This is a genomic window from Ponticoccus sp. (in: a-proteobacteria) (assembly GCF_048381735.1).
Genome location: NZ_JBLXGL010000001.1, coordinates 390,278 through 414,669, shown reverse-complemented (window position 1 = coordinate 414,669; position 24,392 = coordinate 390,278). Strand labels below are relative to the sequence as shown.

Genomic DNA, 24,392 nt, shown 5'->3' with positions numbered 1-24,392 from the left:
CAGGCGCCCGGGGACACGGGTCTGGCCGCTTGGGCGAGGCCGGCTCTGGGCGGGAGCGGGTTGCGGCTGTGCCGCGCCTTGCCGGATGTTGCCGGGCGGGTCAGGCGCCCGAGCGCGGCATCAGGAAATGCGCGGTGGCCTGTGCCATGGGGCGGTCGCGGTTGTCCTGCCAGGCTTCGGCCTGCACCGAGGCGTAGCGGCGCCCCAGCCGAGTCACCCGGGCGCGGCCATAGGCGTCGCGCGGCAGGCCCGAGCGCAGGTAGTCCACGGTGAAGTCGATGGTCTTGGGCAGGCGCGGCAGTTTGCCCCCGCTCAGCGCAGAGGGGTCCAGCGCGCCGGTTTCGATGTCGGACCAGAGCCATGTCCAGTTCAGGGTAATCATCGCCGTGATCTCGAGGAAGGCCGCCGTGACGCCGCCGTGGATCGCCGGAAGCTGCGGGTTGCCGATCAGCTTGTTGTCGAAGGGCAGCACCGCGGTCAGCTCGTCGCCCCTGCGGTCGAAGCTCACGCCGAGGTACTGGATGTAGGGCACCCCGCTGACCAGCGCCGAGAGCGCGGCATCGCGGCGCTGCTTGACCACCTGCACGGGTTCGGGGGTCGGGCGGGCCATCACGCGCCCTCGACCGTGAAGGCGCCGGTGGCGGTGGCCAGCGGGTGCGCCGCGTCGTCGTCGCAGGCGGTGGCGCGCACGAAGGCCACGGAGCGGGTGATGTGGTAGCATTCGGCCCGTGCCACGATGGTCTGGCCCGGGGTCGCCGGGCGCATGTAGTCGATGCGCAGGTTGATCGTCGCGGTTCCGGCGGGCGATTTCGGGTGGCTCATGACCGCCGCCCCGCCACAGGTGTCCATCAGCGCCGAGACCGCGCCGCCGTGGATCACCCCGGTTTCCGGGTCGCCGACAAAGCGGGCATCATAGGGCATCTGGATCTGCGCCAGCCCGTCGCCGATCTCTGTCACCGCCATGTTCAGGGCGCGGGTATGGGGAATCATCTCGATGAACTGGCGGGCGATGGCGGTCTTGTCGGCGGTCATGACGATCCTTTCGAGTCGGCCCGACTATGAAAGCCCCCCGCCCCCCGCGCAAGCGGTTGTCAGCCCCGGATCGCGGGGATACCCTGCCGTCCGGGAGGACGAGGAACAGCAATGACGGCCAGCCGCCTGAGTTTCAAGGATATGTGCGCGCGCTTCGAGGTGACGCCGCGGACGTTGCGGTACTACGAGTACATCGAGCTTCTGCAACCGGAACGCGAAGGACGGTCGCGGTTCTACGGCCCCCGCGAGGTGGCGCGGATGACCCTGATCCTGCGCGGGCGGCGCTTCGGCTTTCAGCTGGAGGACATCCGCCAGTGGCTGCTGATCTACGAGAAGGACGGCACCGAGGCGCAGATGCGCGCATGGGTCGGCATGGCCGACAGGCAGCTTGGCGAGTTGGCCGAGCAGAAGGCGCAGCTGGAAGAGGCCATGGCCGAGCTGCAGGCGCTGCGCGATGAAACCGCCGGATCCCTGCCGTCCTGATCGGCGAAAGCCTGCTGTTGCAGTGGCCGGGTTGACGTTGGATCCCTATATCTGTCAATGCGCTTTGAAACAAACTTTCGCCCGATATTGGTTTACGTTGCCTGATCCTACGTCAGGAGGAAAGTTACGTGACGTACAAGTTACGTCACCCCATTTTCCCATTGTAGGATGGCAGCGCAACCCTCAGATCGGGCGCTCAGCTACGGACCGGCACGAGGACTGCATAATGAGTGACGAGAAACTGATGACGATCCGCGAGATGTGCGACGCCTTCGAGGTGACGCCGCGCACGCTGCGGTTCTACGAGCAGAAGGAGCTGCTGTTCCCGATCCGCGAAGGGCAGAAACGCCTGTTCACGCGGCGCGACCGGGCCCGCCTGAAGCTGATCCTGCGCGGCAAGCGTTTCGGATTCAGCCTTGAGGAGATCCGGCAGTTGCTTGACCTCTACGATGTCGGCGACGAGCAGCAGACCCAGATTGCGGCGGCCTACGAGGTGGCTCAGCAGCGGCTGACCGACCTGAAGGCGCAGCGCACCGACCTCGACTCGGCCATCGCCGAGTTGGAGGAACAGATGACCTGGGGAGAGCGGATGCTGTCCTCGATGAAGAACCGGAAGGCCGCCGAATAGCACAGGCGCGGCGGCCTGTCTCAGGGAGAGAGGAGACGCCATGCCCATCTATACCGCCCCCACAGAGGACCAGCTTTTCGTTCTGGACGAGGTGCTGAGGATCGGCGCCAGCGAGGTTCCCGGCTACGGGGACCTGGACCGCGACACGCTGGACGCGATCCTCGGCGAAGCCGCCAAGCTGGCCGAGAACGTGCTGGCGCCGCTGAACCCCGTCGGGGACGAACAGGGCTGCACGCTGGAGAACGGCGTGGTGCGCACGCCCAAGGGCTTCAAGGCGGCCTTCGACCAGGTGCGCGAGGGCGGCTGGACGGCGCTGGACTGCGACCCCGAATACGGCGGACAGGGCCTGCCCTACGTGGTCGCCACGGCGGTGGGCGAGATGTTTTCCTCGGCCAACATGGCCTTCAACATGTACCAGGGCCTGACCCACGGCGCCTACAATGCCATCCACGCCCATGGCTCTGACGACCAGAAGGCGATGTACCTGCCCAAGATGGTCAGCTGCGAGTGGGGCGGCACCATGAACCTGACCGAACCGCATTGCGGCACCGACCTCGGGCTGATCCGCACCAAGGCGGTGCCGGCGGAAGACGGCAGCTACAAGATCACCGGCCAGAAGATCTGGATCTCGGCCGGCGAGCACGACATGGTCGACAATATCATCCACCTCGTGCTGGCCAAGCTGCCGGACGCCCCCGATGGCGTGAAGGGCATCAGCCTTTTCATCGTGCCCAAGTTCATGGTGAACGAGGATGGCTCTCTGGGTGACCGCAACGCGCTGTCCTGCGGCGGGCTGGAAAAGAAGATGGGCATTCACGGCAATGCCACCTGCGTGATGAACTACGACGGCGCGACCGGCTTCCTTGTGGGAGAGCCGCACAAGGGCATGCGCGCCATGTTCACCATGATGAACGAGGCGCGTCTGGGTGTGGGGCTTCAGGGCTACGCGCAGGGCGCGGTGGCCTACCAGAACGCGCTGGCCTTCGCCAAGGACCGGGTGCAGGGCCGCGCGGTGACCGGGGCCGAGAACCCCGAGGGCGCCGCCGATCCGATCATCGTGCACCCCGACGTGCGCCGCAACCTGATGGACCAGAAGGCCTTTGTCGAAGGCGCGCGGGCCTTCACCCTCTGGGGCGCCTCGCTGATCGATCAGGCCCACCGGGCGCAGGATACCAAAGCCGAAGGGCTGATCTCTCTGCTGACGCCGGTGATCAAGGGCTTCCTGACCGACAAGGGCTTCGAGACCACGGTGCTGGCGCAGCAGACGCTGGGCGGCTCGGGCTTCACCCGCGAATGGGGGCTGGAGCAGTTCGTCCGCGATGCCCGGATCACCATGATCTACGAGGGCACCAACGGCGTGCAGGCGCTGGACCTCGTGGGCCGCAAGCTGGCGCAGGACGGCGGCAAGCACGTCATGGGCTTCTTCGAGATGGTCAAGGGTTTCGCCTCGGAGAACAAGGGCAAGGACGAAGCCTTCGACCGCGACTTCCTCGAGCCGCTCAAGGCCGCCTCCAAAGACCTTCAGGCGGCGGGGATGTTCTTCATGCAGAACGGCATGAAGAACCCGAACGAGGCGCTGGCGGGGTCCTACGACTTCATGCACCTCTTCGGCCACGTCTGCCTTGGCCTGATGTGGGCGCGCATGGGCCTGACAGCGCAGGAAAAGCTGGCCGCCGGCGAAGGCGACGCCGCTTTCTACCGGACCAAGCTGGCGACCGGGCGCTATTACATGGCGCGGCAGCTGCCGATGACCGCGACGCATCTGGCGCGCATCCAGTCCGGGGCCGAAACCGTGATGGCGCTTGAGGCCGAGGCGTTCTGAGGCGAAGGTGGCGGTGGGTCTTCGGACCCACCCTGCCCCATGCCAGAAGGAGTGCTCCATGCCCAAACGGTTTCGTCTGACGCGGCGTTTTCCTGTCGCCATGACCGAAGACGGCTACCGTGGTCTCAAACGGTTCGCGCATGACGCCGGACTGGACGAGGGCGAGGCGCTCTCGTTTCTGTTCGAACATTTCGACAGCGTGACGGACGAGGACGCGCTGTCGCACAGGTTGCGCCTGTTCAACGCCGAACTGGAGGCGCGCAAGCGGTAGGGAGGAGCCGGTCCCATGGGCTGGATGACGGAGGAACACGCGATGCTGGGCGAGATGTGTGCCCGGTTCATCGAAACCGAATGGGCGCCCGAGTTCGAGCGCTGGCGCAGGGCGGGCCAGATGGACCGCGCGACATGGGCGCAGGCCGGGGAACTGGGGCTCTTGTGCCCCTCGGTGCCGGAGGAATACGGCGGCGCCGGCGGCGATTTCGGCCACGAGGCGGTGATCCTGACGGAGGCCGCCCGCGCCAACCTCGCCTCTTGGGGGCATGGCATCCACTCGGGCATCGTGGCGCATTACGTGCTGGCCTATGGCACCGAAGACCAGAAACGGCGCTGGCTGCCGAGGATGGTCACCGGCGAACTGGTGGGCGCGCTGGCGATGACCGAACCCTCGACCGGCTCGGACGTGCAGGCGATCCGGACCAGGGCGGTGAAGGACGGCAACGGCTACCGGCTGTCGGGCCAGAAGACCTTCATCACCAACGGCCAGCACGCCAACCTGATCCTTGTGGCGGCCAAGACCGATCCCTCGGCAGGCTCCAAAGGGGTGTCCCTGGTGGCGGTCGAGACCGACGGGGCCGAGGGCTTCACCCGCGGGCGCAACCTCGACAAGATCGGCTGCCACGCCGCCGACACCTCGGAACTCTTCTTCGACAACGTCGCGATCCCGCCCGAGAACATCCTCGGCGAGGCCGAGGGCCAGGGCTTCTACCAGATGATGCAGCAGCTTCCGCAGGAACGGCTGATCATCGGCTGCGGCGCCGTCGGCGCGATGGAAGGCGCGGTTGCGCGCACCGTGGCCTATTGCAAGGAACGCGAGGCCTTCGGCGGCCCGCTGACGCAATTCCAGAACACCCGCTTCGTGCTGGCCGAATGCCGGACCAAGACCACCGTCGCCCGCGCCTTCCTCGACTCCTGCATCGCCGAACACCTCGCCGGAGCCCTGACCGTCGAAAAGGCGGCCATGGCGAAATACTGGCTGACCGACACGCAGGGAGAGGTCCTGGATGCCTGCCTGCAACTGCATGGCGGCTACGGCTACATGACGGAATACGCGGTCGGCGAGATGTGGGCCGACGCAAGGGTGCAGCGCATCTACGGCGGTACCAACGAGATCATGAAGGAGTTGATTGCGCGTGCTCTGTGAACGGACCGCGCGGGGAGAGGTCGCATTGAGGTATTTGGACCAAGAAGAAACAGGAAGGTCGCGTATCGAGCCCAGCCTTCGGGCAGCAATCGACCTTCCTGCCATGCCCGGGCCTTTGCCCAGTCCCGGGGCTTCTCCTTGGGCGGTCATCGGCTCCTCAGCCTGTACCGCGCAGACACCATGCACCCAATAACCTTAACGCCCGGTTACCAGGACCGACCGATGTTTCTTCTTGGTCCAAATGCCCTCGCGGGGGTGCGGGGGCGCGAAGCCCCCGCTCCCGCAGTGACCGCAAGCGCCGACGGAAGGGAGAGCGCATGACGATGAAACTCTACTGCTTCGGGGAATCCGGGCATTCCTACAAGGCGGCGCTGGCACTGCAGCTGGCCGGTCTGGACTGGGCGCCGGTTAAGGTGGACTTCTTCGGTGGCGAGACGCGCTCCGAGGGTTTCCGCCGCGACATCAACGAGATGGGCGAATGCCCGGTGCTGGTGGACGGCGATACCCGCCTCAGCCAATCCGGCGTGATCCAGCAGTACCTTTCGGACACCTATGGCCATTTCGGCGGCAAGGATGCCTCCGAGACGCTGGAGGTACTGCGCTGGGTGATCTGGGACAACCAGAAACTTTCCGGCATGGCCGGGCCCTGCCGCTTCCTGATGAACTTCCTCCCCGAGGAAAAGCGCCCGACCGAGGTCATCGCCTTCATGCAGGCACGGCTGAAATCCACCTACGGCATCCTCGACGCCCATCTGAAGGGCCGCGACTGGATCGTCGGCGCGGCGCCCACCAATGCCGACCTGACCTGCTGCGGCTACCTCTACTACCCCGAGCCCTTCGGCTTCGACCGCAAGGCCTTCCCCGAGATCGACCGCTGGCTGTCCAACATCCAGGGCCTCGACGGCTGGAAGGCCCCCTATGACCTGATGCCCGGCTCGCCCGCCGACCGGGCCTGAGACCAAAAGACCAAAGGAGTCACCCATGACCGACGCCTATATCTACGACGCCCTGCGCAGCCCGCGCGGCAAGGGCCGCAAGGACGGCAGCCTGCACGAGGTCACCTCGCTGCGGCTGTCGGCGCAGATCCTGAACGCGGTGAAAGAGCGCAACGGGCTCGAGGGCCACGCCGTCGAGGACGTGATCTGGGGCAATGTCACACAGGTCGGCGAACAGGGCGGCTGCCTTGCGCGCTCTGCCGTGCTGGCATCCGACCTCGACGAGCGCATTCCGGGGCTGGCGATCAACCGCTTCTGCGCCTCGGGCATGGAGGCGGTGAACCTCGCCGCCAACCAGGTGAAGGGCGGCGCCGGCGAGGCCTATATCGCGGGCGGGGTCGAGATGATGGGCCGCGTCGCCATGGGTTCTGACGGCGCCGCCATCGCCGTCGATCCCTCGATCGCCATGGAGCGCTATTTCGTGCCGCAGGGCATCAGCGCCGACATCATCGCCACCGAATACGGCTTCAGCCGCGACGACGCGGACGCGCTGGCCGTCGAAAGCCAGAAGCGCGCCGCCGCCGCCTGGGCGGACGACCGTTTCGCCAAGTCCATCGTGACGATCCGCGACCAGAACGGCCTGCCGATCCTCGACCGCGACGAATTCATGCGCCCGGGCACCGACATGCAGAGCCTTGGAGCGCTCAAGCCCTCGTTCAAGGACATGGGCGAGACCATGCCCGGCTTCGACAAGGTCGCACTGATGAAGTACCCGCATCTCGAGCGCATCGAGCACATCCACCACGCCGGCAACTCCTCGGGCATCGTGGACGGCGCGGCGGCGCTGCTGATCGGCTCCAAGGCCTTCGGCGAGGCGCATGGGCTGAAGCCCCGCGCCCGCATCCGCGCCACCGCCAAGATCGGCACCGATCCGACGATCATGCTGACCGGGCCGGTTCCGGCGACAGAGAAGATCCTCGCCGACAGCGGCATGGCCATCGGCGACATCGACCTCTTCGAGGTCAACGAGGCGTTTTCTTCGGTCGTTCTGCGCTTCATGCAGGCCTTCGACGTGGACCATTCCAGGGTCAACGTGAACGGCGGATCCATCGCCATGGGGCACCCGCTGGGGGCGACCGGCGCGATCATCATCGGCACCCTGCTCGACGAGCTGGAGCGCAGCGGCAAGGGCACCGGCCTCGCCACGCTCTGCATCGCCAGCGGCATGGGTGCCGCCACGATCATCGAGCGCGTCTGAGCCATTTCGCGGCCCCCGGCGGGCCGCGCCGCAGAACAAGGGAAGACACACATGACCGATTTCACCATGGAAAAGGACGCCGATGGCGTCGCGGTGATCACCTGGGACGTCAAGGGCAAGTCGATGAACGTCATGTCGATGGAGGCATGGCCGCTGCTCGACAGCCTGTTCGACGAGGCGCTGGCGGATGACACCGTCAAGGGCATCGTCATCACCTCCGGCAAGGACTCGTTTGCCGGCGGGATGGACCTGAACGTGATCGCCAAGATGAAGGAAAGCGCGGGCGACGATCCGGCGCGCGGCCTCTTCGAAGGGATCATGAATGCCCATGGCATCCTGCGCAAGCTGGAGCGCGCGGGCATGGACCCCAAGACCAACAAGGGCGGCAAGCCCGTGGCGGCGGCGCTTCCGGGCACCGCACTTGGCATCGGGCTGGAGATCCCGCTTGCCTGCCACCGCATCTTTGTTGCCGACAACCCCAAGGCCAAGATCGGCCTGCCCGAGATCATGGTCGGCATCTTCCCGGGCATGGGTGGCACCACCCGGCTGGTGCGCAAGATGGGCGCCATGGCGGCCTCTCCGCTGCTGCTGGAGGGCAAGCTGAACGATCCCAAGGGCGCGATGCGCGCGGGCGTCATCGATGAGGTGGTCGAGGATCCGCTGGCGGCGGCGAAGGCCTGGGTACTGGCGGCCAAGGATGCCGATATCCTCAAGCCCTGGGACGCCAAGGGCTACAAGATGCCCGGCGGCGCGCCCTACCACCCGGCGGGGTTCATGACCTTCGTCGGCGCCTCTGCCATGGTCAACGGCAAGACCAAGGGCGTCTACCCGGCAGCCAAGGCCCTGCTTTCGGCGGTCTACGAAGGCGCTCTGGTGCCCTTCGACACGGCGCTGAAGATCGAGGCGCGCTGGTTCACCAATGTGCTGATGAACCCCTCTTCGGGGGCGATGATCCGCTCTCTCTTCATCAACAAGGAAGCGCTGGAGAAGGGCGCGAACCGGCCCGACGTGCCGGACCAGCGGGTCAAGAAGGTCGGCGTGCTGGGCGCGGGCATGATGGGCGCGGGCATCGCGCTGGTCTCGGCCCAGGCGGGGATCGAGGTCGTTCTGATCGACCAGAAGCAGGAGGCCGCGGATCGCGGCAAGGCCCATGCCGCCGATTACGCGGCCAAGGGTGTCTCGCGCAAGAAGATCACGCAGGACAAGGCCGACGAGATGGTGGCCCGCATCACCGCGACCACCGACTATGCCGCGCTGGCCGATGCCGACCTGATCGTCGAGGCGGTCTTCGAGGATCCCAAGATCAAGGCCGAGGTGACGAAGGCCGTCGATGCGGTGACCAACGCCGACTGCATCTTTGCCACCAACACCTCGACCCTGCCGATCACCGAGTTGGCGAAGGCGTCCAAGAACCCCGAGCAGTTCATCGGCATCCACTTCTTCTCGCCGGTCGAGAAGATGATGCTGGTCGAGATCATCCGGGGCAAGGAGACCGGTGACCGGGCCGTGGCCAAGGCGCTCGACTTCGTGCGCCAGATCCGCAAGACGCCCATCGTCGTGAACGACGCGCGCTTCTTCTACGCCAACCGCTGCATCATCCCCTATATCAACGAGGGTATCCGGATGGTGAAGGAAGGTGTCTCCCCTGCCCTGATCGAGAATGCCGCGAAGCTGGTGGGGATGCCGCTGGGCCCGCTGCAACTGGTGGACGAGACCTCGATCGACCTTGGCGCCAAGATCGCGCGGGCGACCAAGGCGGCCATGGGGGATGCCTACCCCGATGGCGAGGTCGACGAGGTGATCTTCTGGATGGAAGGCGAAGGTCGTCTTGGCCGCAAGGCGGGCAAGGGCTTCTACGACTACGACGAGAAGGGCAAGCGGACGGGGCTGTCCTCGGCGGTGGCCCGGCAGTACCCGCAGGCCGACGACCAGCCCGAGCTGATCGAGGTGCAGCACCGCCTGCTCTTCGTGCAGTCGCTGGAGGCGGTGCGCGCGCTGGAGGAAGGCGTGCTGATGGACATCCGCGAGGGTGACGTGGGCGCGATCCTCGGCTGGGGCTTCGCGCCGTGGTCGGGCGGCCCGCTGTCCTGGCTGGACATGATCGGCGCACCCTATGCGGTGGAACGGTGCGACCAGCTGACCGAGGCGCATGGCCCCCGCTTTGCCTGCCCCGAGGTGCTGCGCGAGATGGCCGCGAAGAACCAGAGCTTCTACGGACGCTTCGGCACAGAGGGCGCGCAGGCGGCCTGAGGATCAGGGGCGGCTCCGGCCGCCCCTTTTTCATTGCACCATCCAAGCGGGGCGCCGATCCGATACGCGTCGCGCAGCCCGGCTTTTCCGGCTGGCCCCGCCCACCCTCCCGGCGCTGCAGCCGATACACACAATTGTCGCCGCTTCGGCAGCACATGCGCCGCCGTCGCGGAAGAGCAGCGCAACAGACTGATTGCACATGATTTAATACGGGCACCGCCAGCCCCACGCCGGCGGTCCCGCGCGCCCGATGCGACCTCTGGCGCAGGCAATCCGCGTAAAGCCGATCTTTCAGAACCGTTTGTTAAGACAGCGTGCGTATTCCTGCTGAGCGTCAGTCATGCCGAGTTCAGACGCGGCGCGCGCCACGAGGGATCCTGCTTCACGATGCCAGATGTCAATTTTCACGCCTTAGGGGCCGCACGGGCCCGCTCCGGGGAAGATCCGCTCGTGGCCTTCCTGCTGAACGCCCGCAAATCCCCCGTCACGATTTCCGCACGCGACGTGCCGCGGATCGATTCTCATCGCCTGCAACTCTTGCTGGTCGCGCAGAAGCAATGGGTGCGGGACGCCGTCGGGTTCGACCTTATCGACATGGCGCCCGGTTTCCGCGAGGGCCTGGCGCGGCTCGGCCTGCCCCGGGACCATTTCGACAAGGAGGCGTCGCAATGACCACGAAGGTTCTGGCCATCGACGATTCCCGCACCATCCGCAACCTGCTGCGCGTCTCGCTGGAAGGCGCGGGGTTCGAAGTCCACTCTGCCTGCGACGGGGTCGAGGGGGTCGACATCTTTCCCGATGTCGACCCGGACGTGGTGATCACCGACATCAACATGCCGAAGATGGACGGCTTCGGGGTCATCGATTCCCTGCGCAGCGGGCCGAACAGAACCAACGTGCCGATCCTGGTCCTGACCACCGAAAGCTCGAACGACCTGAAGGCGCGCGCACGCCAGGCCGGGGCGACGGGCTGGATCGTAAAACCATTCGACGATGCATCGCTGGTCTCGGTGCTGCGCAGATTGACGGGGCACATGGGCTGATGTCTGGAAACTCGATCAGGGATACGTTTTTCGAGGAATGCGAAGAACTGCTGGAGGCGCTTGTCGAAGGGCTTTCGCAGATGGAGGACGCGCCGGAGGACATGGAGGTGGTGAATGCCGTCTTCCGCGCGGTGCATTCCATCAAGGGCGGCGCCGGGGCCTTCGCGCTCGACCGGCTGGTGGCCTTCGCCCATACATTCGAGACCGTCATGGACATGGTCCGGGACCGCAAGCTGACGGTCGACGAAAAGCTGATGGCCCTGTTCCACCGCTCCGGCGATCAGCTGTCCGACCTCGTGACCTCTGCCCGGGACGAGACCGAACTCGACCCCAGCGCGGAAACCGGCCTGATCAAAGAGTTGGAGGATTATCTCGGCGATGGCGGCGACGAAGAAGACTTCAGCTTCGACGCCCTGACGCTGGATTTCGACGGCCCGATGATCGACATCCCGGTCGCGACGGATGCGCCCCCCGGCACCCGCCTGTTCACGATCCGCTTCAAACCAGACCGGGCGCTCTATGACAACGGCCATGAACCGCTGCTCATCTTCGACGCCCTCGCGGAACTGGGCGACCTCCGGGTCGAGGCGGATGTGTCGGCAATCCCCGATTTCGACAGTTTCGACCCGTCGGATGCCGTGCTCAGCTGGACCCTGTGGCTGAACACAACCGAAAGCGAGACCACGCTTCACGAGGTCTTCGAATTCGTCGAAGGCCTGTGCCAGTTGGCGGTTTCCGTAGGCGAAGCCGCCCCGCCCGCAGAGGCGCCGTCGCCCGTCGCAGGAAGCGCCCCGGCCTCCGCGCCGAACCGGGCCCCGGCACCCGCCCAGCGCACGGATACCGCGGCCACCGAGGTCAAGCCGGCCCCACCGGGCGCAACAACGGCGCCGGAGGCTTCGGCCCGGGAAAGCCGCGGCCCGAAACCGACCCTGCGCGTCGACCTCGACAGGGTCGACCGGATGATCAACACCGTCGGCGAACTGATCATCAACCAGGCCATGATCTCGCAGCGGATCGAGGAACTGGACCTACCGACCGTTGCGCATCTGACCAACGAACTCGAAGCCTACAAATTGCTGGCCCGGGACATTCAGGAAGGCGTCATGGCGATCCGGGCGCAACCGGTGAAACCGCTCTTCCAGAGGATGTCGCGGATTGTGCGCGAAGCTTCGGACGCAACGGGGAAGAAGGCCAAGCTTGTCACCGTCGGCGACTCGACCGAAGTCGACAAGACGGTGATCGAGCGGCTGGCGGACCCGCTGACCCACATGATCCGGAACGCCGTGGATCACGGGCTGGAACGGCCCGAGGCCAGAGAGGCCGCCGGAAAGGATGTGGTCGGGACCATCCGCCTCTCCGCCGCGCACCGCTCGGGCAGCGTCTTCATCGAAATCTCCGACGACGGGGCGGGTCTCAACCGCGAGCGCATCCTCGCCAAGGCAATCGAAAAGAACCTGGTGCCCCCCGAGGCAGAGCTCTCGGACCCGGAGATCGACAACCTCCTGTTCCTGCCGGGTTTTTCAACCGCCGGACAAGTCTCGAACCTGTCCGGGCGCGGCGTGGGCATGGACGTGGTCAAGAATGCCGTGCAGGCGCTCGGGGGCCGGGTGTCCATTCAGTCCACCCCCGGCAGGGGAACGACGTTCTCGATCATCTTGCCGCTGACCCTGGCGGTGATGGACGGCTTCGTGATCTCGGTCGCGAAGGAAACCATGGTCATCCCGATTGCCTCGATCCTCGAGACGATCCGCCCCACTCCGAGGGACATCCACATCGTCGGCACCGACAGCGAAGTCGTCAGTGTCCGTGGCTCCTACGTGCCGATCGTCGACGTCGCCGACAGCCTTGGCCTTGACGGGGCTGACCGCAAGGGAACCGGGATCCTGCTTCTGGTCAGCACCGAGGCCCAGGGCCTCACCGCCCTGCGCGTCACCGCCATCCATGACCAGCGGCAAGTGGTGATCAAAAGTCTGGAAAGCAACTATGCCGCCATTCCCGGCGTCTCGGCGGCGACCATTCTGGGCGACGGCAAGATCGCCCTGATCCTCGACCCGGAAGAGCTTATCAAGCTGGGCCACAACGCCGGCTCCGACCTCATTGTACAGCAGACCAGAATGGAGCTTCGTCATGCCTGAGACCGCAGAAGTCCGAGCGGACTCGCAGTTCGAATTCATCACCTTTTCGGCCGGCGGTCAGAGCTTCTGCCTGGAAATCACGCAGATCCGCGAAATCCGCCGGTGGACGCCGGTCACCGCCCTGCCCCATACCCCCCGGGATGTGCTGGGCGTGATGAACCTGCGCGGCGCGGTGATCCCGATCTTCGATCTCGCCGCCCGTTTTGGGCTGGGCGCAACACCCGCAAACGAGCGCAACGTGGTGATCGTCGCGGCGGTCGGCGGAACGACCATCGGCCTTCTGGTGGAATCGGTCTCCGAGATCCTTTCGGTCGAGAAGACCGCCATCCAGGAGACCCCGGACATCAAGTCCGAGTCGACGCGCCACAGCATCCTTGGCATGATTTCCGTCGATGAGACCATGGTGCGGGTCGTCAACCTCGACTCCGTCCTCGAGGCCGGCAAGGGCGTCGCGCCATGACATCGGTTCCGAGGGATGCGGCAGCGACAGAAATCGCCTTCAGCGACGCGGACTTCCGGGCGATAGCGGCAATTGCACAGGAGCGGTTCGGGCTGAACCTGGCCGAAAGCAAGAAACCCCTTGTCTATTCCCGCCTGTCTAAGCGCCTTAAAGCCCGAAATCTGAACGGTTTCCCGGACTACCTGAAGTTGCTGGAGCAACCGGAGGAGACAGACGAGCGGCAGGAACTGATCTCGGCTTTGACGACGAATGTCACCAGCTTCTTTCGAGAGACCCATCACTTCGAAACACTGGCGTCGGAATGCCTGCCTGCCCTTGCGGCGGGGGCGCGTTCTGGCCAGCGCATACGCCTCTGGTCGGCCGGATGTTCCTCCGGTCAAGAGCCCTACTCGATTGCAATGTCCGTGCTGGACCAGTTTCCCGACGCCGCGAACCTCGACCTTCGCATCCTCGCAACCGACATAGATCCGCAGATCGTCGACAGGGCCCGCACCGGCAGTTACCCCGGCGAGGAAGCCGCGGGCATTCCCGCCCCCTATCAGGCCAAATGGGTCCGCAGATCCGGCGACGGCGGGCGCCTCACCATGGGCGAGCCGCTGCGCCAGCTGATCACATTCGCGGAACTGAACCTGATGGACCTCTGGCCGTTCAAGGGGCCTTTCGACGTCATCTTTTGCCGGAATGTCGCGATCTACTTCAATCAGCAGACACAGCAGAACCTGTGGCAACGCTTTTGCCAGATGCTGATACCCGGCGGATACCTCTTCATCGGGCACTCCGAGCGTATCACCGGCCCCGCGACACAGGATCTCTCCGGCGTCGGCATCACGAGCTATCGAAAGAGGCCCGGCCCCTCGGGAACGCGCGCACAGTAGGAGAAGTCAATGAGCTTGAAAGACTCGCTGAGAATCATGGTGGTCGACGACATGGCGACCAGCCGTGGCCTCATAACCCAGGCTCTGGATGAAATCGGCGTCAAGACCTACCTGACCGAGAACGACGGCCGCCGCGCGCTGGAGCGGATGGCCACGAACCCGGTCCATCTGGTGCTGTCGGATTACAACATGCCGGGCCTCGACGGGCTGGGACTTCTGAAGGCCCTGCGCACGCAACCGGCGACCCAGAAGATCGGCTTCATCCTCGTGACCGGCAAGCCGACGCCGGAAATCGTGGCCCAGGCCAAACAGCTTGGCCTGAACAACATGATCAAGAAGCCCTTCACTTCCGCTTCGATGAAGCAGTGCATCGAAAGCGTGGTCGGTCGCCTATGACCGCGCCCTTGCCGCAACGGCTTCCCCTCAAGGTCGCCGCGATACGGATCGCGGCAGAGCTCGAGGCCCTGCATGCCCGGCTGGAACGCCTGGAGGTCGGGCTGGAGAGTGTGTTCGAGCATACGACACAAGGGCTGGAGGGGCAGACGATCGGCATGATCCAGGAAATGGACATGTTGCGGCAGTCGATCGGCGCGCTGGCCGACTACATCGACCATGTGGCAGGAACAACCGACGGGGCCGGGCTGGTCGATACGACTGCCGCGATCAATGCCGTGCCGCTTCGGGACATGGCCGCGCGCCTGTCGGGCTGCACTGCCGCCGAGGCTGAAACCGGCCATGCCGAGCTCTTCTGATGGCCGGTAGATGGAAAGGACGGGCCGGAATACAGGCCTGACGGAGGACCGCGATGCAGGCCAGGAAAGTCGTTGTGGCCATTCCCGACCGACAAGAGCGGGCGCGTTTGTGCACGCTGGTCGAGCGGATGCCGGAGTTCAGCGTCATTGCCAGTGCGGGCGACCTTATGAACACCTACAACGCGGTCGAAGACAAACTGCCCAAGGCTGTGCTGATCGCCGATGTCCTGGCGGACCTGCCCGAATTCGAGGTCATGCGCGGCCTGTTCTCGACGCTGGACATCCGCTGGCTTGTGGTCGCCACGCCGAACAGGCCCGCGGTGCGCCCGAACTTCCTGAACCGCGGCTCGGATCTCTTTGCCGTCTCCGCCGAGGCCAGCGAGGCGGATATTGCCCGCCAGCTTCTGAGCCTGACCCGCACCGCCCTGTTCCCCCGTCCCCCGGCGAAGCCGCCTGTGCCGCATCCGCGTCACGCGGCGCTGCGGTCGCCGGGGCGCGAGACGCCCGCGTCGCAGCGCCCGGCACCGCCCCCGCCACAGACACTGGCCCGGCATCCGCCCGCGCCCGGATCGCGCGGGCCGGTGATCCTCATCGGCAGCAGCACCGGCGGCGTGGACGCCCTTCTGACGGTGCTGTCGGGATTTCCGCCGGACTGCCCGCCGACCCTGATCGTGCAGCACACCGGTTTCGGGTTCGGTGAAAGCCTCGCCGGGTTGCTCGACCGCCAGTGCCGGGCCCGTGTGCACCTGGCCACGGGCGCCGGACGGTTGGCGCCGGGCGTCGTGACGATCGGCGCCGGCATCAAGGCCCACCTGGTGATCGACCCCGACCACGCCGCCGGTTTCCGGCTGGAACAGGGCGATCCGGTTTCCGGGCACGTCCCGTCGGTGGACATGCTATTTCGATCCGCCGCGAAGCTCGGGGGGCGGATCTCTGCCGCGCTTCTCACGGGCATGGGGCGGGACGGCGCGGAGGGGTTGCTGGCCCTGCGGAGGGCCGGCGCAACCACCATGGCCCAGGACGAGGCGACCTCGGTTGTCTACGGGATGCCCCGCGCCGCTGCAGACCTTGGCGCCGCGCAGGACATCCTGCCGCTGCACCGGATCGGCCCCGCGCTTCTGCGCAGCACCGCGGGTGCAGGCGCCCCCAGACAGGAGACGATCAGATGACCGACGGCGGCGAACAGCTGATCAACGTGATCCAGGGCGACTACGTGATCTCGCGCGATCCGAAGGCTGTGCTCTCGACGGTGCTGGGCTCTTGCATCGCGGTCTGCATGTACGATCCCCGGACCGGGATCGGCGGCATGAACCATTTCCTGCTGCCCAGCCGCGCGGGGGCGGAGGGTGAAAACGTGCGCTACGGGGCCTACGCGATGGAATTGCTGATAAACGGCCTGCTGAAGAAGGGGGCCGAGCGCTCCGCCTTGCAGGCAAAGATGTTCGGCGGCGCCAGCATGATGGGCAATCTGCGCGACATTGGCGGTTCCAATGCCGCCTTTGCCCGGCAATTCCTGCGGGATGAGGGGATCCCCTGCACCGCCGAAAGCACTGGCGGGCGTTCGGCCCGAAGGGTCAAGTTCTGGCCGGTCTCTGGCCGGGTCCGGCAGTTGCTGGTGGCGCCCGATGCCGCCCCCGTCGAACGCCCTGCCCCCCTTCCGAAGCCCGTGGCATCGGAGATCACGCTCTTCTGAAGAGGGCGCGAAGGGCATGGGCCTTCGCCGGGCCGCGTGCTACCCCCGGGTCCGACGGTCCGGAGGTCGCCAAATGGACAAGACACAGCTTCCCGCCACACGCGATCTCGTGCTGATCGGCGGCGGGCACACGCATGCGCTGGTGCTGCGCAAATGGGGTATGGCGCCCCTGCCCGGGGCCCGGCTGACCCTTGTCAATCCGGCCCCCACCACGCCCTATTCCGGCATGCTGCCCGGATACCTTGCGGGGCACTACAGGCGGGATGCGCTGGAAATCGACCTTGTGCGCCTTGCGCGGTTCGCGGGCGCGCGCCTGATCCTCGGCCGGGCCGAGGGCATCGATCTTGCCGGGGGCCACGTCAAGGTCCCGGGGCGACCGGACGTGGCCTTTGACGTCCTGTCCGTCGACATCGGCGTGACCAGCGACCTGCCGGACCTGCCCGGCTTCGCGGACCATGCCGTCGCCGCAAAGCCCTTGGCGCCCTTTGCCAGGGCCTGGTCCCGGTATCTGCAAGGCACCGGTCCCGCCTCTGTCGCGGTGATCGGGGGCGGGATCGCCGGGGCCGAGATTGCCCTCGCCCTTACCCATGCCTTGCGGGCGCGCGGGCGCACACCCCGGGTTCACCTGGTGGAGCGTCACACCATCCTCTCCGGCCTGCATGCGGGGCAGGCCTCTGGCCTGCGCGCCGCGCTACAGGCCGCCGGCATCGAGGTACACGAACAGACGGAAGCCGCGCGCATCGACGCGGAAGGCGTGCTGACCAATCGGGGCCGCATCGAGGCGGGGTTCGTCTGCGCCGCCGCCGGGGCACGCGCCCAACCCTGGCTTGCCCGATCCGGCCTGAGCACGACCGAAGGCTTCCTCGACATCGCCGCCGACCTGCGGTGTTCCGACCCGCGCGTCTTTGCCGCCGGGGACTGCGCGCATATGGTGGAAACCCCGCGTCCCAAGGCCGGGGTCTACGCGGTCCGGCAGGCACCCGTGCTGTTCGACAACCTGCGCGCGACACTGTCCGGTCAAACCGCCCTGCGACGCTACCGCCCGCAGGGCGACTACCTCAAACTGATCTCGCTGGGCCGGAAATCGGCGATCGGGGGCCGCTTCGGCCTGACCGTCTCCGGCCCCTGGGTCTGGCGCTGGAAAGACCGCATCGACCGCCGCTTCATGGACCGCTTTCACGCCCTGCCCGCCATGCCGGCGCCGGATCTGCCGCGCCATCACAGCGCCGGGCTGGTCGAGGCCCTTGGCGACAAGCCGCTCTGCGGCGGCTGCGGGGCGAAACTGGGCCAGTCCGTCCTTGCGCAGGCCACCGGCCCCGGCGGGCTGCCCGGCGACGATGCGGCGATCCTGACCATCGGCGGCGAGACAACGGTCATGAGCACGGACCACCTGCGCGAAATGGTGCGCGACCCGGTCACCATGGCCCGGATCGCCGCGCATCACGCGCTGGGGGACATCCTTGCCATGGGCGCGCAGCCGGTTTCGGCCACCGCGACCGTCATCCTGCCGCGCCTGTCGCCCGAACTGGCCAGCCGCACCCTTGCCGAGCTCATGCAGGCGGCGCGTGCCGTGCTTGCCGAGGCCGGCGCCGAGATCGTCGGCGGGCACAGTTCGCAGGGCAGCGAGTTGACCGTCGGCTTCACCCTACTGGGCCGCTGCGCGCGCAGGCCGATCACGCTGGCCGGGGCACAGCCCGGGGACCGGCTGATCCTGACCAAACCGCTGGGCAGCGGCGTGGTGATGGCGGCAGAAATGGCGGGCGAGGCCCCGGGCGCCGCCGCGGCAGAGGCGCTGGAACTGATGACGCAAAGCCAGCTGCGCGCCGCGACCCTGCTGGGCGCGGCCCGGGCGATGACCGACGTGACCGGCTTTGGCCTGCTCGGCCACCTGCGCAACATCTGCCTGAACTCGGGCACCGGCGCGTGGATCCGGCTGGACCGGGTTCCCCTCATGCCCGGGGCGCTGGCGCTGGCGGAGCGCGGCGTGCACTCCAGTCTGCTCGCGGAGAACCGTCTTGCCTTCCCCGACCTGCCCCGCAGCCCGGCGCATGACCTGCTGCTCGACCCGCAAACCGCGGGCGGCCTGCTGGCCGCCGTGCCGGAGACCGCGGGCCTGATCGAGGCCCTGCGCGCCGCCGGTTACCGCGCGGAAGAGATCGGCGAGGTCACCGCCGCATCCGGGCGGATCGAGGTGGTCTGAAGGAACCCGGCGATCCGGTCCGCCAGGGCCTCCAGCGCCGTAGCGTCCAGCGCCTCGGTCGGAAAACGCGCCAGAACCTGCGGAGAAACCGCCCGGCAGGACTTGTCATAGGCCGGATCGTAGTGGTCCTCGGCCAACGACCGGCACAGGGCAGTCCGCTCGCCCGCGTCGATCAGCCCCTCCCAGCGGTCGACAAGGGCGTGGCCACGATGAAAGCGCAGCGGGTGCAGCAGCGTCTTCAGCCGCGCCCCGTCCGACAGGATATCGTCGTAGGCCTCGGCCAGATAGCGCGCCCGCGCCGCGACCGGCGCCGCGACCTCGATCCAGGGGGCGGCCTTCATCGCCTCCCACAGCGACGGCGGCAGGTTCAGATCCCCGATCTTGCTGCTTTCCGCCTCGACCAGAACCGGGCGTGCCGGGTCAAGCCGGTGCAGCGCCGCGACCAAGGCCGTCTCGAATCCCTTCTGGCTGGGCTGTCCGCCCGGCATCTGCCCCAGCAGCGACCCGCGATGGCGCGCCAGCCCTTCCAGATCCAGAACCTGCACACCGCGCCGGGCGAGCAGCGGCAGAAGCTCCGTCTTGGCCGTGCCGGTATAGCCGCCCAGCTGGACCAGCCGATGGGACAGCGGCGTCTGGTACAGCGCCGCGGTCACCGCGCGCCGATAGCTGCGATAGCCGCCTTCGATCACCCCGGCGCGCCAGCCGATTTCCCTCAGCAGCCACCCGAAGGTGCCCGAGCGTTGACCGCCCCGCCAGCAATAGACCAGCGGCCGCCACCCGCCTTCATGCTGCGCCAGAGGCCCTTCGATATGAAGGGCGGCGTTGCGGAAGACCAGCGCGGCGCCGATCTTGCGCGCCTTGAAGGGACTCTCCTGCTTGTAGATCGTCCCGACCCGCGCCCGTTCGGCATCGTCCAGCACCGGAAGGCTGATCGCACCCGGCAGGTGATCTTCTGCGAACTCGGAGGGAGAGCGCACGTCGATCACGCTGTCGAAGCCATGATTGAGGAGGTCGTCGAGGCTTTTCGCGCGGTACATCATTGATCCGATGTAGCGCCGGAACGGGGCCTGGGGAACCCGCAACTTGGCCAAGATGCGATGGGCGAAAAAAAGTCGTGCAATTGCTCTGGACAGTACCGAGCGCCTCGGCTAGACCGCCTCCACCCGAAGGACAGACCTTCACCCGTGCCCGGGTAGCTCAGGGGTAGAGCAGTGGATTGAAAATCCTCGTGTCGGTGGTTCGATTCCGCCCCCGGGCACCATCCTTCCTAACGGAACGTATGGTTTCAAAGGGTTGCATGGCAGCTCTGCGCCGCCCGTTCGCGCCACCCCAAAAGCGGAACGCTCTCGGTCTTGTTCTGCCGCTGTGTAAGCCTCCTGCGCGCGGGACCGGCGCCCTCCGGATCCACCGCGCCAAGGGCAAGGGGCGCCAAGACAGCCCCATCCGGCGAAGAGATCCGGCACCGCGCGCCCCCTTCAGACGCTGCGAACCGTTCTGCGGATGCCCGCCCCCCCGGCCAAAAGCAAATAAGAACGCCCGGCCCACCCCTGTGGCAGAGCCCGAAAGCGCTCACAATCAACGCACCGCAACCAAAACGCCCGTTTCCACCCGCTGGCAGCCTGCGGAACGCCGTCCCGCCGCACCATGGCGCCCCGCAAGGCGCGGGCCTTGCCATCCGCCGCGATTGCCCTCAATTGGCAAACAATTCCTGAAATCCGCCCCTTCCGGAGGCTCCCATGTTCGAATCCCTCGGCTTCGAGACCCTGACCGCACCGCAGGTCTCCGTCTTCTTCGCGCTGATCGTCGGCGCACTCTTCGGCATCCTGGCCGAGCAGACGAAGTTCTGCTTTCGCCGCAGCCTCGTCGGAGAGGACCGCCGCCAGGCCATGGGCGTCTGGCTGACCGCGCTTGCGGTAGCGATCCTCGGGACACAGGGGGCGGTCGCCCTTGGCCTGATCGACTTCGGCGACCACCGCTTCATGGCCTCCGGCCTGCCGGTCGTGGCCATCGTCGCGGGCGGGCTGATGTTCGGCGCCGGCATGGTGCTGACACGCGGCTGCATCTCGCGCCTGACGGTGCTGAGCGCCACCGGCAACCTGCGCGCCGTGACCGTGCTGGTGGTCTTTGCAATTGCCGCCCACGCGACGCTGAAAGGCGTGCTGGCGCCGGTCCGCACGACGCTGGGCGCATGGACGCTGGACCTGGGCGAGACGGTGAGCCTTGCCAACCTGCCCGGCGGCGCAGCGCTCTGGTCCGCGCTGCTGGCGCTTGCGGCGCTGGCCTATGCGCTGCGGTCGGGCAACCGCCCCCTGTCGCTGATCGGCGCCGCGCTGCTGGGCGCCCTTGTGCCGCTGGCCTGGATCGGCACCGGCTTTGTACTCTACGACGACTTCGACCCCATCGCGCTGCAATCGCTGTCGTTCACCTCGCCCTGGGCCGATACGCTGTTCTGGACCGTGGCCTCCAGCTCCATCCCCGCGGGCTTCGGTGTCGGACTGGTCGGAGGCGTCCTCGCCGGCAGCCTCCTGTCCGCGCTGGCCGCGCGCCGCTTCACTTGGCAAAGCTTCACCGCGCCGCGGGAAACCGGACGCTACCTGACAGGTGCCGTGCTGATGGGCCTGGGCGGCGTGCTGGCCGGGGGCTGCACCGTGGGCGCGGGCCTTGCAGGCATCCCCACCCTCTCCTTCGCCGCCCTTCTGGCGCTCGCCGCCATCGCCACGGGTGGCCTTGCCATGAACGCCGCTCTCACGCGCAACCCGCGCGGCGCGGCGCTGCAACCGGCAGAGTAGCCCCTGATCCAGACCACAGCGCGACAGGGCATCCACCATGCCCGCAGGCCCTGTATCCCCCGCCCCCAAAGGGGCATGAATGCCACCGAAAGATGGGGGCTTTGCCCCCGGTCGCTGCGCTCCCTCCCCCAAGGGTATTTGAAAGACCAAAGAAGCAGGGGAGCATTTTTTCGCTTCTTTGGTCCCCAAAGTACCTCGGGAGGGGTTTGGGGAGGGCAGCGCCCTCTCCAAGGCCTGCGCGGCCCGAGCGCAAACCGACCTGTGCGCCGCAAGGCGCACATTCGGGTCAGGCGCGGTCAGATATCGGGGCCCGCGTCTTCGACGTGATGGCGGATGCGGCGGATCATCAGCCAGACCGCCAACACCACCGGCGCCACCATCAGGGCCGTCATCGTGCCCTTCGACAGGCCGAGAAGCTCGGCGACCGGGTACATCAGGTAACCCACCAGCGAGACCGCGTAGTAGCTGATCGCCACCACCGACAAGCCCTCTACCGTTTTCTGCAACTGCAATTGCAGCTCCGCACGCCTGTTCATGCTTTCCAGCAACTGCTGGTTCTGCGCCGAGCGTCCGACCTCGACCCGCGTCCGCAGCAGGTCCGCCGCGCGGGTCGCCCGATGCGCCATGGCCTCCAGCCGCCGCTCGGCGCTCTTGACCGTGCGCATCGCCGGGTCGTAGCGCCGCATCATGAATTCGGAAAAGGTCTGCCGCCCCTGGAACCGCTCTTCCCGCAGCACCTCGATGCGCTGCGAGACAATCGCCTCGTAGGCCCCGGTTGCGCCGAAACGAAAGGCCGTGCGGGCCGAGAGGTTCTCCAGCTCGGCCGAAACCGCCAGCAGCGCCTTCAGCGTCTCTTCCTCGGGTCCCTCTCCCTCCGTCATGTCCTGCATCAGGCGCGACAGCTCGCGGTCGATCTCGCCCATGCGCGCGCCGATCTCGCGCACGCGGGTAAAGCCCAGCATGGACATCGCCTTGTAGGTCTCGATCTCGCAGACCCGCTGCACGATCCGCCCGACGCGGCGCGATCCCACCCCCTCGCGCACAAAGAGCGCAAAGCGCTGGTGCCCCGCCGGATCGATGCGGAAATCGCCCGCGATCACCGCATCGCCATCGACCACCGCGCTGATCGCCATGCTTTCCGGCACCAGCCACTCCGAGGCCTGCGCCGACACCTGCGCATCGTCCCGCCGGGTCTCGACGCGCAGCAGGGCCGAGGTCACGCGCACGCCCGGCGCCGCCTCCAGCCAGTTGGGCGGAAAAACCTCGAAATCCGCCGGGTCGAAGGCGCGCTCGCCCAGCCCGGAAAGGAAGACCGTGTAGGTCACGAACTCGGTGTGCTGTTCCCACTTCAGCACGTGCTGCCCGATCCTGCCGCTGAAATGCGTGGCGCCGGGCTGCGGGTGCTGACAGCCATAGCGATCAAGCAGGGCGATCAGGTGTTGCAGATCCGCGTCCCGGTCCCGCGCCGCCGCGTCGCGCGCCTGCTTGATGGCAAGGTAGACCGCACGCGCCGGCGGCTTCAGCGCCGGAAAGGGGCGCGCGTGCAACTCGTTTGCCAGCTTGTAACGCAGGGGGTGGTCGGGAATGGGCGGCATCGGTCCTCGGATCCTCGAATTTGCCTTCGACCCTGCCGCGCCACCCCGCCGAAGTAAAGGCCGAAAACCCAGGGTTTTCATGACGTTAGCGGGACACCACTGTATACGCCACCGATGATGGCGCTAAACCCCGCCAAATCATCACCTTAGGCTCCCGCCGGGGCCGGCCCGCTGTGTCCCGCGCGCCACGCCTTGAGCGCGCGACCTAGGCCCGTGCGTAGTGGCTGGTCATCGCGTAGTCCTTGCGCGGCCCGCGCACCACCCAGCGGCAGGACCACGCCGGCCAGCCGTCGAAGTCATAGGTCACATCATACCGGTCGGGGTCACACCAATGCCCCGTGGCGCCCCCCGCCCCGGGCACCCGGTGAAAGAACCGCCCGTCGTCGAAGCGCACTGTCAGGTCCGCCTCCCAGAGATAGCGCCGCTCGGCTCGGAACCGGCCCGAGGGCATCACCAGAGTGCCGGTCTCGACATAGAGCGCACCGTGATCGGCGGGCAACCACTCCGCCTGCCCGGCAAAGGCGCCTTCGACACCATCCGCCTGCACGATCCGCCGGTCCAGCCGCCAGAGCCCCATGAAATCCGCAAGATGCACCGAAATGCCCGACCTGTTGCCATGTCCCGCGCCTTTACCATGCCGCGACCGCGCCGGGAAACACCCCATGTCGCCCAAGCTGCATCTCCCGGCATCCCCGCCGCCCTGCCTCCCTTCCCGACCGCTTGCCCGCCTGATCCGCACGGGCCACACCACCCGCGCGGGCCTGCCCCCGCCGCCCCGCGCATCCCGTCGACAAGGTCCGTACCGCCTCCTACCGCTCCGGATGCCCCCCGGCCCCGCCCCATGTCCCTCGCCGCCACAAGCGTCCCTCGCCGCCATGGCACGCAGCCCCCTGCTTCTTCTTGGTCCAAATACCTTGTCAGGGCGCCAGCCGCGCGGCATTGGACCGGAAAGCACGGGCACCGGTGCGCCCCGCATCCTGCACCGCCCCGCGCGCCACCCTTGCCCCCAAGGCGCCCAGACC

At 67.0% G+C, this 24,392-nt stretch carries 24 protein-coding genes and 1 tRNA gene; 20 read left to right on the top strand and 5 right to left on the bottom strand.

The window, feature by feature from the left end; translation table 11 throughout:
* Positions 1 to 100 precede the first annotated feature (100 nt).
* Entirely contained in the window at positions 101 to 610 is a 510-nt protein-coding gene (locus tag ACN5KJ_RS01925) for a PaaI family thioesterase (RefSeq protein ID WP_347167332.1), read from the bottom strand.
* Positions 610 to 1,032, bottom strand: a complete 423-nt coding sequence (locus ACN5KJ_RS01920; protein ID WP_418591836.1) for a PaaI family thioesterase — start codon at positions 1,030 to 1,032, stop codon at positions 610 to 612. Before ACN5KJ_RS01920 ends, ACN5KJ_RS01925 begins: the two co-directional genes overlap by 1 nt.
* A 111-nt stretch (positions 1,033 to 1,143) precedes the next feature.
* Between ACN5KJ_RS01920 and ACN5KJ_RS01915 the strand changes: the two genes are divergently transcribed.
* The 18 genes from ACN5KJ_RS01915 to selD all read left to right on the top strand — a co-directional run bounded on the left by ACN5KJ_RS01915 (position 1,144) and on the right by selD (position 18,986).
* The gene (locus tag ACN5KJ_RS01915) at positions 1,144 to 1,515 is read left to right on the top strand and encodes a MerR family transcriptional regulator (protein WP_418591835.1); all 372 of its coding nucleotides are present in this window, start codon (positions 1,144 to 1,146) and stop codon (positions 1,513 to 1,515) included.
* A gap of 226 nt (positions 1,516 to 1,741) precedes the next feature.
* Positions 1,742 to 2,143, top strand: coding sequence for a MerR family DNA-binding protein (locus ACN5KJ_RS01910; RefSeq protein WP_206566183.1), 402 nt, complete (start codon positions 1,742 to 1,744; stop codon positions 2,141 to 2,143).
* Between the two features lie 40 nt (positions 2,144 to 2,183).
* A complete protein-coding gene (locus ACN5KJ_RS01905) occupies positions 2,184 to 3,965 on the top strand; it encodes an acyl-CoA dehydrogenase C-terminal domain-containing protein (RefSeq protein WP_418591834.1) in 1,782 nt (593 codons plus the stop codon).
* Positions 3,966 to 4,023: 58 nt separating this feature from the next.
* A complete protein-coding gene (locus tag ACN5KJ_RS01900; RefSeq protein WP_206566185.1) occupies positions 4,024 to 4,236 on the top strand; it encodes a hypothetical protein in 213 nt (70 codons plus the stop codon).
* Positions 4,237 to 4,251: 15 nt separating this feature from the next.
* Positions 4,252 to 5,385 (top strand): acyl-CoA dehydrogenase family protein, encoded by a 1,134-nt coding sequence (locus ACN5KJ_RS01895; RefSeq protein ID WP_418591833.1) that lies wholly within the window; start codon positions 4,252 to 4,254, stop codon positions 5,383 to 5,385.
* A 317-nt stretch (positions 5,386 to 5,702) separates the two neighbouring features.
* On the top strand, positions 5,703 to 6,341 hold the full coding sequence (locus ACN5KJ_RS01890; protein WP_418591832.1) for a glutathione S-transferase family protein: 639 nt from the start codon (positions 5,703 to 5,705) through the stop codon (positions 6,339 to 6,341).
* Between the two features lie 25 nt (positions 6,342 to 6,366).
* Positions 6,367 to 7,578: an acetyl-CoA C-acetyltransferase gene (locus ACN5KJ_RS01885; RefSeq protein WP_418591831.1), complete on the top strand. Its 1,212-nt coding sequence runs from the start codon at positions 6,367 to 6,369 to the stop codon at positions 7,576 to 7,578.
* Between the two features lie 51 nt (positions 7,579 to 7,629).
* Positions 7,630 to 9,828 carry a 3-hydroxyacyl-CoA dehydrogenase NAD-binding domain-containing protein gene (locus ACN5KJ_RS01880; protein WP_418591830.1) on the top strand — a complete coding sequence of 733 codons (2,199 nt, stop codon included), beginning with the start codon at positions 7,630 to 7,632 and terminating at the stop codon, positions 9,826 to 9,828.
* A 450-nt stretch (positions 9,829 to 10,278) separates the two neighbouring features.
* Positions 10,279 to 10,500 carry a hypothetical protein gene (locus tag ACN5KJ_RS01875; RefSeq protein ID WP_347167324.1) on the top strand — a complete coding sequence of 74 codons (222 nt, stop codon included), beginning with the start codon at positions 10,279 to 10,281 and terminating at the stop codon, positions 10,498 to 10,500.
* Positions 10,497 to 10,871, top strand: coding sequence for a response regulator (locus tag ACN5KJ_RS01870; protein WP_418591829.1), 375 nt, complete (start codon positions 10,497 to 10,499; stop codon positions 10,869 to 10,871). Before ACN5KJ_RS01875 ends, ACN5KJ_RS01870 begins: the two co-directional genes overlap by 4 nt.
* A complete protein-coding gene (locus ACN5KJ_RS01865; RefSeq protein ID WP_418591828.1) occupies positions 10,871 to 13,006 on the top strand; it encodes a chemotaxis protein CheA in 2,136 nt (711 codons plus the stop codon). Before ACN5KJ_RS01870 ends, ACN5KJ_RS01865 begins: the two co-directional genes overlap by 1 nt.
* Complete coding sequence (locus ACN5KJ_RS01860) at positions 12,999 to 13,466, top strand: chemotaxis protein CheW (protein WP_418591827.1); 468 nt, start codon at positions 12,999 to 13,001, stop codon at positions 13,464 to 13,466. The genes ACN5KJ_RS01865 and ACN5KJ_RS01860 overlap by 8 nt, the downstream gene beginning before the upstream one ends.
* Positions 13,463 to 14,341: a CheR family methyltransferase gene (locus ACN5KJ_RS01855; RefSeq protein ID WP_418591826.1), complete on the top strand. Its 879-nt coding sequence runs from the start codon at positions 13,463 to 13,465 to the stop codon at positions 14,339 to 14,341. Before ACN5KJ_RS01860 ends, ACN5KJ_RS01855 begins: the two co-directional genes overlap by 4 nt.
* Before the next feature lie 9 nt (positions 14,342 to 14,350).
* A complete protein-coding gene (locus tag ACN5KJ_RS01850) occupies positions 14,351 to 14,737 on the top strand; it encodes a response regulator (protein WP_418591825.1) in 387 nt (128 codons plus the stop codon).
* On the top strand, positions 14,734 to 15,093 hold the full coding sequence (locus ACN5KJ_RS01845; RefSeq protein ID WP_418591824.1) for a chemotaxis protein: 360 nt from the start codon (positions 14,734 to 14,736) through the stop codon (positions 15,091 to 15,093). Before ACN5KJ_RS01850 ends, ACN5KJ_RS01845 begins: the two co-directional genes overlap by 4 nt.
* A 53-nt stretch (positions 15,094 to 15,146) precedes the next feature.
* Positions 15,147 to 16,262 carry a CheB methylesterase domain-containing protein gene (locus tag ACN5KJ_RS01840; protein ID WP_418591823.1) on the top strand — a complete coding sequence of 372 codons (1,116 nt, stop codon included), beginning with the start codon at positions 15,147 to 15,149 and terminating at the stop codon, positions 16,260 to 16,262.
* Complete coding sequence (locus tag ACN5KJ_RS01835; protein ID WP_418591822.1) at positions 16,259 to 16,786, top strand: chemotaxis protein CheD; 528 nt, start codon at positions 16,259 to 16,261, stop codon at positions 16,784 to 16,786. Before ACN5KJ_RS01840 ends, ACN5KJ_RS01835 begins: the two co-directional genes overlap by 4 nt.
* Before the next feature lie 73 nt (positions 16,787 to 16,859).
* On the top strand, positions 16,860 to 18,986 hold the full coding sequence (gene selD / locus ACN5KJ_RS01830) for a selenide, water dikinase SelD (protein WP_418591821.1): 2,127 nt from the start codon (positions 16,860 to 16,862) through the stop codon (positions 18,984 to 18,986).
* Here the strand turns inward: selD and mnmH are convergent.
* A complete protein-coding gene (gene mnmH, locus ACN5KJ_RS01825) occupies positions 18,926 to 20,026 on the bottom strand; it encodes a tRNA 2-selenouridine(34) synthase MnmH (protein WP_418591820.1) in 1,101 nt (366 codons plus the stop codon). The genes selD and mnmH overlap by 61 nt on opposite strands.
* A gap of 146 nt (positions 20,027 to 20,172) precedes the next feature.
* On the opposite strand from mnmH, the gene ACN5KJ_RS01820 reads away from it, so the two are divergent.
* Together ACN5KJ_RS01820 and ACN5KJ_RS01815 are read left to right on the top strand one after the other, a co-directional pair.
* A tRNA-Phe gene (locus ACN5KJ_RS01820) sits at positions 20,173 to 20,247 on the top strand.
* Between the two features lie 475 nt (positions 20,248 to 20,722).
* Positions 20,723 to 21,775 (top strand): YeeE/YedE family protein, encoded by a 1,053-nt coding sequence (locus ACN5KJ_RS01815; protein WP_418591819.1) that lies wholly within the window; start codon positions 20,723 to 20,725, stop codon positions 21,773 to 21,775.
* Positions 21,776 to 22,071: 296 nt separating this feature from the next.
* On the opposite strand, the gene ACN5KJ_RS01810 is transcribed toward ACN5KJ_RS01815, so the two are convergent.
* Complete coding sequence (locus ACN5KJ_RS01810) at positions 22,072 to 23,370, bottom strand: DUF3422 family protein (protein WP_418591818.1); 1,299 nt, start codon at positions 23,368 to 23,370, stop codon at positions 22,072 to 22,074.
* Positions 23,371 to 23,575: 205 nt separating this feature from the next.
* Entirely contained in the window at positions 23,576 to 23,965 is a 390-nt protein-coding gene (locus ACN5KJ_RS01805) for a DUF6314 family protein (RefSeq protein WP_418591817.1), read from the bottom strand.
* Positions 23,966 to 24,392 lie beyond the last annotated feature (427 nt).